General features: G+C 60.2%; 12 protein-coding genes and 1 pseudogene. 6 read left to right on the top strand and 7 right to left on the bottom strand.

Features of this window, described 5'->3' with window-relative positions; all coding sequences use genetic code 11:
• Positions 1-152: 152 nt before the first annotated feature.
• From CK230_RS14735 to CK230_RS14725, 3 genes and pseudogenes are all read right to left on the bottom strand, one after another.
• Positions 153-2,283, bottom strand: a pseudogene (locus tag CK230_RS14735) (ParB/RepB/Spo0J family partition protein).
• A 158-nt stretch (positions 2,284-2,441) separates the two neighbouring features.
• The gene (locus CK230_RS14730) at positions 2,442-3,392 is read right to left on the bottom strand and encodes a zincin-like metallopeptidase domain-containing protein (RefSeq protein ID WP_095817913.1); all 951 of its coding nucleotides are present in this window, start codon (positions 3,390-3,392) and stop codon (positions 2,442-2,444) included.
• 1,121 nt (positions 3,393-4,513) lie between these two features.
• Positions 4,514-5,035, bottom strand: coding sequence for a ferritin-like domain-containing protein (locus tag CK230_RS14725; protein WP_095817912.1), 522 nt, complete (start codon positions 5,033-5,035; stop codon positions 4,514-4,516).
• A gap of 386 nt (positions 5,036-5,421) precedes the next feature.
• On the opposite strand from CK230_RS14725, the gene CK230_RS14720 reads away from it, so the two are divergent.
• Positions 5,422-6,351 carry an NAD(P)/FAD-dependent oxidoreductase gene (locus tag CK230_RS14720; protein WP_095817911.1) on the top strand — a complete coding sequence of 310 codons (930 nt, stop codon included), beginning with the start codon at positions 5,422-5,424 and terminating at the stop codon, positions 6,349-6,351.
• A gap of 93 nt (positions 6,352-6,444) precedes the next feature.
• Here the strand turns inward: CK230_RS14720 and CK230_RS14715 are convergent, their stop codons facing one another.
• Positions 6,445-7,233 (bottom strand): DUF2243 domain-containing protein, encoded by a 789-nt coding sequence (locus CK230_RS14715; protein WP_245429920.1) that lies wholly within the window; start codon positions 7,231-7,233, stop codon positions 6,445-6,447.
• 19 nt (positions 7,234-7,252) lie between these two features.
• The gene (locus tag CK230_RS14710; RefSeq protein ID WP_095817910.1) at positions 7,253-7,570 is read right to left on the bottom strand and encodes a hypothetical protein; all 318 of its coding nucleotides are present in this window, start codon (positions 7,568-7,570) and stop codon (positions 7,253-7,255) included.
• Between CK230_RS14710 and ctaD the strand changes: the two genes are divergently transcribed.
• Positions 7,569-9,233 (top strand): cytochrome c oxidase subunit I, encoded by a 1,665-nt coding sequence (gene ctaD / locus CK230_RS14705; RefSeq protein ID WP_095817909.1) that lies wholly within the window; start codon positions 7,569-7,571, stop codon positions 9,231-9,233. The genes CK230_RS14710 and ctaD overlap by 2 nt on opposite strands.
• 95 nt (positions 9,234-9,328) lie before the next feature.
• On the opposite strand, the gene CK230_RS14700 is transcribed toward ctaD, so the two are convergent.
• Both CK230_RS14700 and CK230_RS14695 read right to left on the bottom strand, forming a co-directional pair.
• Positions 9,329-10,018 carry an alpha/beta fold hydrolase gene (locus CK230_RS14700; protein ID WP_095817908.1) on the bottom strand — a complete coding sequence of 230 codons (690 nt, stop codon included), beginning with the start codon at positions 10,016-10,018 and terminating at the stop codon, positions 9,329-9,331.
• On the bottom strand, positions 10,015-10,215 hold the full coding sequence (locus CK230_RS14695) for a hypothetical protein (protein ID WP_141246032.1): 201 nt from the start codon (positions 10,213-10,215) through the stop codon (positions 10,015-10,017). Before CK230_RS14695 ends, CK230_RS14700 begins: the two co-directional genes overlap by 4 nt.
• 156 nt (positions 10,216-10,371) lie before the next feature.
• Between CK230_RS14695 and CK230_RS14690 the strand changes: the two genes are divergently transcribed.
• From CK230_RS14690 to CK230_RS33990, 4 genes are all read left to right on the top strand, one after another.
• Positions 10,372-10,851: a hypothetical protein gene (locus CK230_RS14690; RefSeq protein WP_141246031.1), complete on the top strand. Its 480-nt coding sequence runs from the start codon at positions 10,372-10,374 to the stop codon at positions 10,849-10,851.
• Positions 10,852-10,893: 42 nt separating this feature from the next.
• Positions 10,894-11,391 (top strand): GFA family protein, encoded by a 498-nt coding sequence (locus tag CK230_RS14685; protein ID WP_348629156.1) that lies wholly within the window; start codon positions 10,894-10,896, stop codon positions 11,389-11,391.
• Between the two features lie 207 nt (positions 11,392-11,598).
• Positions 11,599-11,904, top strand: a complete 306-nt coding sequence (locus tag CK230_RS33995; protein WP_280952537.1) for a hypothetical protein — start codon at positions 11,599-11,601, stop codon at positions 11,902-11,904.
• 80 nt (positions 11,905-11,984) lie between these two features.
• A complete protein-coding gene (locus CK230_RS33990) occupies positions 11,985-12,446 on the top strand; it encodes a hypothetical protein (RefSeq protein ID WP_280952536.1) in 462 nt (153 codons plus the stop codon).
• The last annotated feature ends 1,289 nt before the right edge of the window (positions 12,447-13,735 follow it).

The raw sequence follows: 13,735 nt of genomic DNA, 5'->3' as shown, positions 1-13,735 counted from the left end.
GAGAGCGAGAGTGGGAACGCCCGCCAGCTCTCTCTGACCGCACGGGCTCACCCTCGCCGCGGCCGAACTTTCACTCTGGGTCTTTCCACCAAAGAAATGCCCGGCGCTCTTGCGGGCGCCGGGCGATCAGAGTCTGGAGTCGGGAGAAATGCCTACTCGGCAGCATCGAGCTGCTGTTCGCCTTCGCCCTCGGCTAATTGATCTTGCTCGTCGCTCGCGAGGAACTCGGGCAGCGGCTCGCCGTCGCCATCCGAGTCGGCGGCGGCTTCGATATCGAGATCTGCTAGACGCAGTGGCTCAGGCAGCCACCCGCTGTCCGCAAGCAGTCGTTCCGCCTCCTTGGCCATGTCGCCTTTCTTCAGGTGATCGATGAGCTGGGCCGCGCGCTCCCCCTCGCCTTCCCGGACGGCCTCAAGGATACGAGCCTTGGTGACGCGACCGAAATAATTGCCAACTGTCGGCCGCCAACCTGCTTCCACCATGTCCAACCCAAGGACGCGGGCAAGGTGGTCGGCTTCCGCAAGTCGCTGCTCGACGCCATGCGCTGAGATGGCGCCATTGCCATAGCGATCGGCCCGTTCGTAAAGGGCATTCACGCCAAAGGATACGCAATGAGCAAACAGTTCGGCCCGTTCGGTGTCGTTGAGAGCCGCCAGCTTGTCCCACAGGTCGGCAACGTCGCCGAGAAGACGCGCTTCCCAGGCCTTGTGCCGGGCCACGATCGACCGCGCAATAAGGCGTATCGCGAAGATCGGCAGACTGTGCGGAGAAAACAGTGCCGCGTACCGAGACCTCCATCGCGACGCCGTGCGAGCTGTGGCGCAAGAACGCGTCACGGGCGAGCTTGTGAAGCACGGCAAGAAACGCCGTCGCCGGATTGGTCGCGAGTTTATCCCGCAGCGCCAAGGTGCGCTCGGCGGTCAGCTCCATGATCAACCGATCGGGCAATGGCTTGATGGCCTCCTCATCATCACCCTCCGGCTCGGTCGGCTGGGCACCGAGGGTGATTGTTGACCGCTGTACCGAGCCGGTCGTCGACCCATCGTCGGATCCAGCAGCGCCGCCAGGCTCGCCGTCGGTCTGGGGCGCATCGCGAGCGTCGTCTTCGGGCTTCACATAGCCACGTTCGACGAGAAGCGACCCGTCCGCATCCACGCTGATGAAGGCGCCGGCGCGCGCCTTGTCCGCTGGATCGAAGCGGACGGGACGCGCCTGCAGCGCTTGGAGGGCAGTTTCAAGTTCACCGAACCGCTGATCGATCTCGTCCGGCAACTCGTCGGCTTCCTCATATTCGGCCTGCAGCTTATCGTACTCATCCCGCAGCGCATCGAGCGTTGCCTGCTCCTCCTTGGTCAGGTCGACCGGCGCGCCTTCGAGTTCGCGCAAGCCATTTGCCGCGCCATAGGGGAAACTCACCGCGACTTCGATCCATTTCCAGCCCTCGTTGGCGATTTCGTCGGCGATCTTCTTAAGTTTCTCGGCAACGAGGCGATCAAGCAGAGCTACGTTCTGCAGCCACCCGCCATCATCCGACTGGAAGAGATCGCGCAGTACCTCGCCGCCCGCCGCCTCGTAGGCGTCGATACCCACGAAGATGGCCCGCTTGTCGGAAGCGCGCACCGTGTCCTCGGTCAACATGCGTCGGATCTGATATGGTTCCTTCGACCAGCTGTTTCTGATCGCTTCCCAGACCTGTTCCTGTCGAGCGTGGTCAGTGCTGACCGAAAAAGCCTCGAGCTGCGCAATCGTCATGCCGTCGCCGGCATAGATGTCGAGGAGCGCTGGCGACACAGCGGTGAGCTTGAGGCGCTGCTTGACGATGTTGACCGAGATGAAGAAGGCTGACGCTATCTCCTCCTCCGACATGCCTTTTTCACGCAGCTCCTTGAAAGCTTGAAACTGATCGAGGGGATGAAGCGGCGCGTGCTCGATATTCTCGGCAAGCGAGACCTCCTCGGCGAGCACCGAGTTGGACGCATTGCCGACGATGCAGGGAACCGGTGCGGTTTTGGCAAGCCGCTTCTGCTTCACAAGCATTTCAAGCGCACGGTAGCGGCGACCGCCGGCCGGGATCTCGAACATGCCGGTCTCGTAACCCTTGGCGTCGAGAACGGGAAGGACATGGATGCTCTGAATCAGACCGCGGCGTGCGATCGAGGCAGCGAGGTCGTCGATCGAGACGCCGGCTTTAATGTGCCGAACGTTGCTCTGGGCAAGCACCAGCTTGTTGAAAGGAATGTCGCGCGCGGACGACAAGGTGATCTTTTGAACGGCAGTGGTCATCTGGGATCTCCGCGACGGGCGCCGAGAGCCTCTCTCTCAGTCCTGAACCCGTCGCGAAAGCCCGCTCAAATCTCTCGCTCTCCTCCGCTGGATCTGCGCCACCTCAGTCCCTCAGCAGCGGCCCGCCGAATCCGTTCACCTCGGGATGCCTTCAGCGGCTAAGATAGCCTTGGCGTCACCGCGATCGGTATGTCGACGTCTTCAGGCAGGTGGCTGAGGAGCCAGTCAGTTGCTTTGCTGGCTTGGCTCGCGGCGCGGACGATGGCGCGATTGTCCTCCCGTAACACCTCGAGCCACGATCCGATGTAATCGGCATGCCGTACCGTAGGGTAGATGCCGAGCGCCGCGCAGGCGAAAGCGGCGCCGATCTCGGCCACCAGTTCCTCCAACGCATATTTCTTGCTGCCGAAACAACCGGAAAGATCACGTGCAAGCCGTGTTGCATGCCCGGTTGCATGACCAAGTTCGTGGAGGGCCGTACGATGCCAATTGATCGGCTCGAAGAAGGATTGCGGCGGCGGCACCTGAACATAGTCGTGGATCGGCATATAGTAGGCCTTGTTTCCGCCGATGCGAAACTCGATGCCGGCGGCGTCGATTAGCGCCTCGACCCGCGGCTCGATCAAGCTGTGATCCGGCAGCGGCGGCTGAATCGCGGTCTCTTCAGGCAAATTCTCGCATTGCTGGACATTGAAGACTGTGAAGCGCTTGAGGAAGGGGATCGCTCGGGCGTCTTCGTCAGCTGTCCTGGCTCGCATCTTCTCGTCGTGGGGAACAAAGCGGTCGGCATAGACAATAGTTGTTCCGCGCTCACCTTTCCGGACATTTCCACCGAGCGAGATGGCTTGCCGGTAGGTGAGCCAGCTTTGCGTTGCAAACCCGTGCTCGACCACGGCGCCCCAGAGGATAAGCACGTTGATCCCGCTATAGGCTTTGCTGGTGGCGGCGTTTCTCGGCATCGAGAAAGGCGCCTGTGCGGCGGCTGTTCCCCAGGGCTGGACCCACGGGAAGCGACCGGCCTCCAGCTCAGCGACGATCTTGTTGGTGATATCGTCATAGAGGTTGCTGCGATCGGTAACGGCCCGGGCTCGATTGTTTCCATAAGGCATCACGGTTCTCCGCGACAGGCGCCGGAGGACTCTCCTCTGGCTCTCAACCCATCATGGAAAACCCGCCCCTCCTCTCACTTTCGTCGGGAGAAAGGCCGCGCCTCTCTCCCGACCTAAGCAAACAAGGGCGTACAAGGCGGAAGTACCGAAATGCCCCCCAGCGGGACCAAGTCGGTTCGGTGCTGGAGAAAGTTCGTGGTCCTGAGACCGGTCCAACAGGGCGGCCGTAGGAGCATCAGCATAGCGCCGCCGCTCAGGCGGGATGCGGGACCGACAGCCCCCGGCGAAGGGCGCCGTGTGAATCAGTGATGCTGACATGGATGTCTTTTGCTTCGATCTACGCCGAACCTGGGCCAAAGCGTTCACACCGACCGATATGTGCGAAATAGCTGCCCAGAGTACCCAGGCAAACCTTCCGTTGGTGTCACCCCCGCGAACTTTCGGTTCGAACCAAGGTGGCAGGCCCGCCGCTTCGCGTTAACCCCCCGTTGCCTCGTTTGGGACTTGGCTGAGGCGCCTGGTTCCGAGTTCGCCCGACAGCCCCATCCGGCGCGCCAAACCTCCCTATGTTTGCGAAAAGACCTGGCCTCAAAGCGCAGGGTCAGGCTCAGATACGGTCCGAGGAGGAGCACGACGGTCGTTTCATTCCTTCAACTCATGCCTCACGATGTCTGACCAGTTGCACGACGTGGCGGCGCTCGATTTTGCGGCTCAGCGAGACGGCGTCAAGTCACGAGAACATCAAGGCTCAACTAGCGTCGGCGATCGCGACTGCTTCCTGTGGCGAGCCTTTCTGACCCGGCGACGGAAGGCCGCACAGAGCGCACCGTGCGGGCCTTCGTCGGAGCGAACGCAAAGGCGCCGGCTGGTGGCAGGTCGAAAGCCTGGAGCGAAAGTGCCGCGCCAATCGAACTGGCGTCGGTTTAGATGTTCCAAAGAAGCACGCCGGCCCTAGCCAGCGGAGCGAAATGCTGGCTTAAAATGCGAATGCCAGAGCCGAGCGAAGCTGCTATGCGGCTGGCGCTAGTTCGACCGCCGTTCTCCGTGTTTCGGCCGTTGTCGTCGCTGTCAGTCCGCTACCCTAACTGCCAAACCTTTTCCGTGCAGCGGGAGTGTTTGCTTCAGCTTTTTGCCGGCTCTCCCGCCTCCTTGAGGTGGGCGTATTGCAAGGTCACAGCTTCCAGATTTTGGTCCAGCCACGTAGCCATGGCCTGCTCCTCCTCCAAGCTCTGCTGGAGACTGTCCGTCGCCTGATCGTACCCAATCGCCCTGCCGAGCGTAATGAGGGATTTGTAGGCTGCGATCTCGTAGTTCTCGAAAGCGAAATTTGCGAAGCTATTTTTCAAAATTTCATCTCCCGCCATGGAATGGCCCATCGCGGCGACGCTCCCCACCGCTGACATGAGGGTGTCCTTTATGGTGGAAGAGTCTTCTTCGACACCTTCCAGCAGATCTTCAAGCCTCTTTATCTGCCCTTCCGTTTCGGCAATATGCTGTCTCAATCGCTCCGCTACCTCGGGATAGTTTTCGATGCGCTCTACTTGAGGCCGCATGATCGACAGTGCCTGGTTCTCCATGGCATGTGCATTGCGCAACCCGGTGACGAAGGTGGAGCGTGTTTCCGATTTGAGATTGGCATCCATAATGCAACTCCTTCTTGGAAACCGCCGAACCTCTCGTTGACCGGTTTGTTCCTCGCTCACGGCGCCGGTGGCAAACGAATGCGTCGCACGTTTCAGCCTTTGCCGTTTGACGCTGATAGTTGCACCGTCATGTGGTAGCGTTTCAACCCCTTTGAAGCTACCGCCCCGGCTATAGCAGAGACCTACCGATCTGATGCCTGTAGCCAATCGGCGCAAGTGTGCAGCATCCCTACCATCACGGCATCATCGCGCGTGGCAATCTTTTTGGGGCAACGGGTAGCAATCAGCAGCTCACCGGTTCGTTGCAAAGCGTCCGTCGGCTCCACTTGGCTGCTCGCGCATGAAACCCCAAGGGAACAACAGGAGGCCGTGCCTGTTCGGCGGCGATGATCGATCTGGGCATCAACCGCTTTTGCGATGTCGCTGTCGTGGGAGGCGGTCCCGCGGGCCTCGCCGCGGCCGTCTATCTGTCCCGTTTCTTGCGTTCCGTCTTGGTCTTCGACGTTGACGACGGGCGTGCGAAACTCATCCCCAGGACCAACAATTGCCCAGGCTTTCCCGAAGGTATTTCCGGCAGGGATTTGCTGCGCCGCTTGAGGGAGCAAGCTACCGCCTACGGCACCGAAGTCCTCTCGACCGACGTCGAGTCTCTTTCAGGACGTCACGGCGCGTTCGTTCTCGAAACCGCTGCGGGCAATGTTCAGGCGTCCCGTGTTGTGCTGGCGACCGGCGTCGTCGATCGGGCGCCCGCGATAAGCGACCTTCGTAAGGCGATTGCATCAGGAGCTGTCCGGCTGTGTCCTGTTTGCGATGCCTACGAGGTCCAGGGACAGCGCATCGCAATCGTCGGCCCGGACCACTCAGCTCTTAGAGAAGCATTGTATCTGCGGCGCTACAGCCCATCGGTATCTATCATATGCAACTATCCCGAGGATATTTCCGCGGCGATACGCAGTGAGGCGCGGGCCGCCGGTATAGCGGTCTGGGACGCCGTTGATGACCTCGTCTTGCGCGAGGCCGGGCTCGATATCGTCATGGCGGGTGGATCGAAGACCGAGCGGATCGGCGTGCTCTATGCCGCGATGGGCTGCGACGTTCGATCGGAACTCGCCATGGATGTTGGCGCACACTGCGATGAAGAGGGCTACATTCTCATCGGTCCACACGCGCAAACCTCGGTCGACGGTGTTTACGCGATCGGCGATGTCGCCAAAGCGCTCAACCAGATCGCAGTGGGATTTGGCCAGGCGGCTCTGGCTGCCACCCACATTCACAACAGTCTGATGGCAGAGCAGGCTCGCGGCGGTAACTCATGAACGTTCCATCGGTTGAAGCAACCGACCTGAAACATCGAGTTAATGAAACTGTCGGGACTGAACCAACGAAAACGACTGAACGTGCTGCCCCGTTCAGGCGTTGAATCGCGACCAAGCTAAGCAGCCGCCGACCAACGGCGATGTGCTGACCACAATGGCACCGTTCGCATGCAACTTGAATAGCCCTCCCCATGAGAGCGGCCCAACGACCCACACCGATCCGTCGGAGTTAGTCCACTTTAAGCTCGTGCCGGCGGCAAGAACCATTTGCATCATGGAGGCCGGGCTCATCCCCTCTTTAAACACCACTATGGCTTCGGAGTTTCGGGTGAAGCTCGGTCCGAGCCCTGCCATCAGTCCTGACAACATTGCGACGCTCATCAAGGCGGCGCTCGCGCTCCCACTTGCCACCCCGCTCCGGCTCGGGAATGCCCACGCGAGCAGCAAAGGTCCAAGGCCAAAGACAACGAGCCACCCGATGTCCCAGGCAAGCGGAGCATCACTGTTCATCTTGATCTGATGGAGCCCCAGCAGCCAGTGAAACACAGCCGCATCGACAACGTGCCACAAGCCAAACCCGACCAGTGACAGCCGCAGAATCTCACTTGTCGTGGCAATGCGTGAGTTCGTTGCGCGTGCCGCTACCAGCAAAATGGTGGCCAACACGAGCAACAGGTACATCGCTAGATGAAAAAGGCCGTCGGCCATGATCTGGGCCCGCAGGCCGGACCCGGGGGAGAAGGCTGAGAGCAGGTGGTGCCACTGCAATATCTGGTGGAGAACGATTCCGTCGAAAAAGCCCGCAAGCGCGAAGCCGACCAACAGCCAACCCCAGAGCGCTTTGCGATCCAGGCGACGACGCGAGCCGTCCAACAGCATCATGGAGCGACATCGGGTCCTCCTACATCCGTGCCACGGCCGAAGCATACAGCCCCTTCTCAGCCGGACCATGAAGGCCATATCGGGCTTCCAGCCAGAACACGAAGATCAGTCCCCCCGCGACCGTTGAAAGCACCAGTACGGCTGCAAACATCTCAATCATCGCGGCACTCCAACAGGGGGATATCGCGCAACCGAACCGATCATCGCTTCTGTTGTTCCCCCGGCGGAAAAAATCGCCGCTAATCGCCGGGAACAATGCTTTCAATGCCGGGTTCGGTGCGCCTGGGGCGTGCACAACTCGCTGCCAGTCATCCGGCTGATCATTGAGAGTTGCCATGTCCCCCACCGACACAAGTGCAGAACTGCATGCTGGGGCTCACCACCCTACTGGAGCCGTGCGCTGGCTGTTCTCGACCAATCACAAAGACATCGGAACGATGTATCTGGTCTTTGCGATCATCGCGGGCATCGTTGGAATGCTTCTGTCAGTCGCGATGCGAATGGAGCTTCAGGAGCCAGGGATTCAGATTTTTCCCGGCTTGGCTGCATTTATCTACGGCTATCAAGGCGATTCGGCGATCGATGGCGGCAAGCAGCTCTATAACGTGTTCACCACCGCACATGCGCTGATCATGATCTTTTTCGCCGTGATGCCGGGACTGATCGGGGGATTCGGCAATTGGATGATCCCGTTGATGATCGGCGCGCCCGATATGGCGTTCCCGCGGATGAACAACGTTTCGTTCTGGCTTCTCCCACCGGCCTTCATGCTGCTCCTGCTTTCCATGTTCATGCCTAGCGTGCCTGGAGGCTACGGAGCTGGAACCGGCTGGTTCCTCTACCCGACCCTCTCGACGTCTGGACACCCGGGGCCGGCAGTAGACCTTGTGATCCTGGCGTTGCACATCGCTGGCGCATCGTCAGTTTTAGGCGCCATCAACTTCATCACCACGATTTTCAATATGAGGGCCCCGGGCATGACGCTGCACAAAATGCCCCTGTTTGCCTGGTCGGTTTTGGTCACCGGCTTCCTGCTGCTACTTGCGCTACCTGTGTTGGCTGGCGCGCTGACCATGCTGCTCACCGACCGCAATTTCGGCACCGCCTTCTTCGTGCCGGACCAAGGAGGGGATCTGATCCTCTACCAGCATCTCTTCTGGTTCTTTGGTCACCCGGAGGTCTACATCATGATTCTTCCGGCCTTCGGCATCGTCAGCCAAGTCATCTCTACATTTTCCCGCAAGCCGATCTTTGGATATTTGGGGATGGTTTATGCAATCGTCGCCATAGGGGCGATCGGCTTTGTCGTGTGGGCGCACCATATGTACACGAGCGGGATCGGTCTCGATACCCAGCGTTACTTTACCTTTGCCACGATGGTCATCGCCGTTCCGACGGGCATCAAGGTCTTCTCCTGGATCGCCACCATGTGGGGTGGATCAATACGCTTACAGACGCCGATGCTCTGGGCTCTCGGGTTCATCTTCCTTTTCACGATTGGTGGCGTAACCGGCGTCCAGCTGGCCAATGCGGGGCTCGATCGCGAGCTGCACGACACCTACTTCGTTGTCGCCCATTTCCATTACATCCTATCGCTGGGTGCCCTCTTCGGTATCTTCGCAGGGTGGTACTACTGGTTCCCCAAAATGACTGGATACATGTACAACTCCGTTCTTGCCGGCGTACATTTCTGGACAACTTTCGTCGGCGTCAATCTGGTGTTCTTCCCGCATCACTTCCTCGGCCTGGCCGGGATGCCACGGCGCTACATCGACTATCCTGACGCATTTGCCGGCTGGAACATGGTGTCCTCATATGGTTCGTACATCTCTGGCGCGAGCGTGCTCTTCTTCCTGGCCTGTGTGATAGAAGCATTCTACAGGAGACGCCAAGTTGGCAGCAATCCGTGGGGTCCAGGGGCCACGACGCTGGAATGGATGCTGCCCTCGCCCCCTCCGTTTCATCAGTGGGATCGCCTGTCCGTGATCAAATGGGATTAAGCGCGCCGGGCGGCAGGGGCCGCGTGCGGGAGAGGCCGCTGCGTGCTTTTTGACAGCGTCGATTTGGGACGCTCGCCGATACTGTGATCCTCAACTCACGGTGTGTACCACCGGGCGGCACCTGGGCTCATCTCCATCAATGATCTGACGCTTCCGCCTTGGCAACTTCGAGGTCGCCAAACTCTGCCCCAGTTCCAGTTCAGCCTGACCAGCGAAGGCAGCACAGCGTGGCGCAGCACCGTCCCGAGCAGCGGAACCGCCGGCACCGCGGAGACGGCAAGGGCCAGTCTCGGCGACGGGTAATGATAGCCGGCGACGACAACGACGCCGGCTACCGACCGGGGATGCCGGCGCGCCATCTCGAGCGCCACCGTTGCACCCCAGGAATGGCAGACAACCATGTAGCGCTCGATGCCGAGTTTCGCGACCGCGGCATCGATGAGGTCGGCCTGGGCAGCTGCGGTCCAAGGTCTGCCTGCCGGGCGTGTGCTCATGCCGAAGCCGGGCCTGTCGAAGGCAAGTACGCGATATCTGGGGGCGGCCCTGTCGAAGATGCCGCTTGTCGTGAAGTCTTCCGCCGAGGCGCCATTGCCGTGCAACAGCAGAAGCGGTTGCCCGTCGCCCGCCTCCAGGAAATGCAGCTTCGTTCCGCCGATATGGACGAAGCGCCCGAGCGGACGCCCAGTCAACGCCCGCCTTGCGAGGATATTGTTGTAGAGCGCCAGCCCGACCGTTGCGGCGGCGAGAAATAAAAACAGGTATTTCCTGGGCCGAGCCGTCTTCATTCTTGGGAAAATTGCGGGTCGGCGCGCCGCCTCAACCGCCCGCCGCACTCCATCGCCTTCGCAAAGCTGCCGGCCTCGTCGAGCAGAGCACTCGCTTGGTCGGCAAAACCCCTGCCCGTTCCGCGATGAGCTTGATTTCCTGATCTCGATCGCTCGACCTGCATCTTCTTTGGACCGACCGGCAGGTTGTTGTGCATGAGCATCTCCTGGATCTCCCAACCATCCCGCGGTGTCATGTTCCTTGGTGGAACAATGCTTCAACCATTGTGTTCGGCCATTGCAACGGGATCGCACGGATGGATCGACCATCACCCAGCGATCAGCAATCCACACGAGGCCCGGATCGACACAGGTTGCTGTTCGATCCGAACTTACGGATTCATGGGCTGATCGACGACCGAGCAGTTATGAACTTCCTTGCCGATCTGAAAGAGGTTCGCAACGGGGAGAACGACCTCTATGTCGAGATCGACACGTCGGGTGGCGACGGCGATGGTGCGCGCCGCATGGCCCTGGAGATCAAGCTGTCCCTGAAACATTCGGGCCGTGCGGGCTACGTCATCGGCAAGAATACGGTGTACTCTGCCGGCGTAACCGTACTTGCCGCGTTTCCGAAGGCCTCCAGGTATCTTTGCCCGCAAGCGGTCTTGTTGATCCACGAGCGGCGGCTTGAGAAGGAACTTGTGCTGAACGGCCCAATACGCGGGTGCCTGCAGATCGTGCGCGAACAACTGGCGTTGCTGCAGACCGCGGAGCAGCTGAGAACGAAGGCTTCGCGGACCTGGTTCGTGGTTCGAAGATCTCGCTCGATGAACTTAGGGATCACGCCATAAACAGCTGCTACCTGCTGGCGGAGAAAGCTTTGGAGTTGGAGATTGTCGAAGACATCGCTGACTGACCTGAACGAGCATACGCGCGAATTGAGCGAGCCGGCTGAGAGGGCCTCCGACAGCGGCGAGCGAAGCGGCGGCTGTCTCTGTGGCGCGGCAAGATACGTTGTAGCCGGCGAGCCGCTGCGGGTCGGCCTTTGCCACTGCACGGATTGCAAAAGAACAAGTGGTAGCGCTTATGCAGCGTTCGCAGTCTGGCCCAGATCAGCTTACCAAGGCACAGGTAAGCTAGGCACGTTCAAGGGCAGGAGCTTTTGTCCGATGTGCGGGTCAAGGGTGGTGAGCCTTCGCGACGACGAAGCCGAGATTATGGTCGGCAGCCTCGACACCGCGCCGAGTGATCTGATTCCATCTTACGAACTGTGGACGCCGCGGCGGGAAGGCTGGCTGCACAACCTGCCCTGGGCCGATCAGTACGAAGCTGACCGGAGTGACGAGCCCCGCAATTGGCGGCAGGCCCGACGCGCCCATCAGGACGGTTGAGGGCCCTGCTCACAACGAACAAGTCACCGTTCAGAAGGCAATTTCATGCGCCACGCATCCCTTGAATTTTTCCAGAAGCTCGTGGCGACACCGTCCCCAAGCGGGTTCGAGGAGACCCGTTGCCGAACTCTTTCGCGAATATGTCCGCCAGTTCGCTGACAAGGTGGCTACGGACGTCATGGGCAATGTGATGGCGATAATTAATCCATGCGCTTCATGTATGCCGGGCATATGGATGAGATCGGCTTCATCGTTCACTACATCGACGAGAATGGGTTTCTGTTCTTCAGCACGATCGGGGGAACGGATGTGGCAACCGAGATGGGGCAACGGGTCTGGGTTCACGGCAAGGAATCCGTTCTAGGCGTGGTTGGCCGCAAAGCAGTTCAGACCTTCGCGGCTTCGGATTCCTCGCAGACCCCTTCTCTGAAGGATCTATGGATCGACATCGGCGCGCGTTCGCAAGAAGAGGCGCTGGAGGTGGTGGAGGTTGGCAGCGCGGTAACGATCTAGGGTCATTTCGAAGCGCTGAGAGGCGGCCTCGCGGTAGGACGGGCCTTCGACAACAAGCAGGGCTCTTCGTCGGTGCCGAGATGCCGCGCTGCCTCTCCGAAGAAGGCGGCGTCCATCCAGACGTTGGTCTGTATATCCTTGGCACGGTCCAGGAAGAGATCGGCTCACGCGGAGCGAGACCGGCCGCCTTCAACATCAATCCGAAAACTGGACTGGCAGTCGATATGGGGGTGGCGATGGACTTCCCCCGTGGCCGCCTCGAGGATCAGGGAAGGCTGGATCTCGGCAAAGGGCCAGCAATCACCCAAGGTGCGAACACAAATCCGGTGGTCTTCGACCTGCTTCGGTCGGTGGCCGAGCAAGAGGACATACCTTTCCAGATCCAGGCGTTAGGTAGTTCCAGTTCGACAAACGCGCGTGTGATCCAGGAGGCGGGCGGCGGCGTCGCCAGCGGTGTGCTTTCGGTACCCTTGCGCTATATGCACACGCCGTCGGAAGTTCTCTGCCTCGACGATGTGCAAGCGACCGTCGATCTGGTCTAAGCCTATTGCCGACGGCTGGCGCCTGTGCTGGACTTCACACCTTGGTGAGAGGCTAAATAGAACCCTAAGCCAGTATCCCGCCACAACAGTCCCTGCTGGCAACGGCGGAGCACATGTCGGTGAGCCGTAAACGCCAGGCAATGGTGGTGACTGGGAACCGCCGCCCTGCCTGCCGTATTTGCAGCCCAGCTCGAAGGTCGCGCTCGGCCGGCCGACAATCTCACGCACCTCCTTAGCCGGGACTTAGTCCTGCAGTCGGATGCCGGCTACCTGAATCAGGCCGCCACCGACCGGGCTGCGATCCGCCCTCCGTTCACGGATTCGTCCAGCTGAGACCCGGTATGCGGAACTCACCGGGGCTTCTGTTTAGCCGCTCTTGGGTTCCCAAGCGACGTTCGCGCGGTGGCTTCCCGAATGGTCTTAGCGGCTTCATCTACGGTGATCCCACACTTCCGGGCATAGTAGGCGGCTTCACCAAGAATCGGGCCTTCAATCGGCACATCAATCGCTTGCTTGGCCCTAAGTTTTGCCTTCTTTCCCATCCGTCGAATCACACCCAGTCTTGGTGGTGAGAGCCCGCTGCTAGTGATGCCTCAGCCAACAGAAGTAGCAGCGGGCGGGCAGGTCCCCAACCCGGGAGCACACGGATTGGCTGCCTGCAGTCCGAACCGCCCAGAATGATCTCTGTTCCACTGACCTCACAAAGCTACACGAGGTAGGTGGCGCTTAGCCTCGGCCGTAAGGTGCCGGGGCTCGGTTTCAGCCACTGCGCACTTTGCTTTTAAGCTCATTGCTCGCGAGGCGGCCCGCCGCTGTGCTGATGCGGCCGGCCGAGCACTGGCGATCGCTAGTGAAACCTTAAGGCGGGTCGCTGGTTGATACGGCTGGCGGAGATTTTTAGCTATGGTTAGAGTTCGGGACAGCAGCGACAGGCGAGCCAAGAAGCCCCGGAGCCGCCCGCTTAAGGGCGAAGACACCGAGGTCAACCACGTTGTCGACACTCACGCTGTTTCGGAGAACCAAGCTCGAGAACTCGTCAGGCGCCACGGCAACGATTGGCGTAAGATCGACGAAGCTGCGAAATCTTATAAGGGGTGAACTGACCCCCCGTTCATGTTTCAACGCGTCCAGCCTTTCGGCCCAATGCGGAACCGCCGGGTTGCAGCCCTGGCTGGTAGCCGGTCGTTGCCTAGCGGGCAAAAAGATTCGGCTGGCAAACTGCCCGACCCCAAGGTGAGTGAGCCTGGCGAAGCTGTAGCGCGATGAACTTTCCAGATTTAGAGCGAGAC

The sequence above is a fragment of the Mesorhizobium sp. WSM3859 genome (assembly GCF_002295065.1).
GTDB lineage: Bacteria > Pseudomonadota > Alphaproteobacteria > Rhizobiales > Rhizobiaceae > Mesorhizobium.
Note: the sequence above shows the minus strand (reverse complement) of the source record. Positions and strands in the feature narration are given on the sequence as shown.

Excerpts from the sequence above, each read along its gene's own strand:
- CK230_RS33990 (WP_280952536.1), top strand. The coding sequence starts at position 11,985 with ATGCCGCGCTGCCTCTCCGAAGAAGGCGGCGTCCATCCAGACGTTGGT.
- CK230_RS14720 (WP_095817911.1), top strand. The coding sequence starts at position 5,422 with ATGATCGATCTGGGCATCAACCGCTTTTGCGATGTCGCTGTCGTGGGA.
- CK230_RS14695 (WP_141246032.1), bottom strand. The coding sequence starts at position 10,215 with ATGCACAACAACCTGCCGGTCGGTCCAAAGAAGATGCAGGTCGAGCGA.
- CK230_RS33995 (WP_280952537.1), top strand. The coding sequence starts at position 11,599 with ATGCGCTTCATGTATGCCGGGCATATGGATGAGATCGGCTTCATCGTT.
- ctaD (WP_095817909.1), top strand. The coding sequence starts at position 7,569 with ATGTCCCCCACCGACACAAGTGCAGAACTGCATGCTGGGGCTCACCAC.
- CK230_RS14730 (WP_095817913.1), bottom strand. The coding sequence starts at position 3,392 with ATGCCTTATGGAAACAATCGAGCCCGGGCCGTTACCGATCGCAGCAAC.
- CK230_RS14725 (WP_095817912.1), bottom strand. The coding sequence starts at position 5,035 with ATGGATGCCAATCTCAAATCGGAAACACGCTCCACCTTCGTCACCGGG.
- CK230_RS14700 (WP_095817908.1), bottom strand. The coding sequence starts at position 10,018 with ATGAAGACGGCTCGGCCCAGGAAATACCTGTTTTTATTTCTCGCCGCC.
- CK230_RS14710 (WP_095817910.1), bottom strand. The coding sequence starts at position 7,570 with ATGGCAACTCTCAATGATCAGCCGGATGACTGGCAGCGAGTTGTGCAC.
- CK230_RS14715 (WP_245429920.1), bottom strand. The coding sequence starts at position 7,233 with ATGATGCTGTTGGACGGCTCGCGTCGTCGCCTGGATCGCAAAGCGCTC.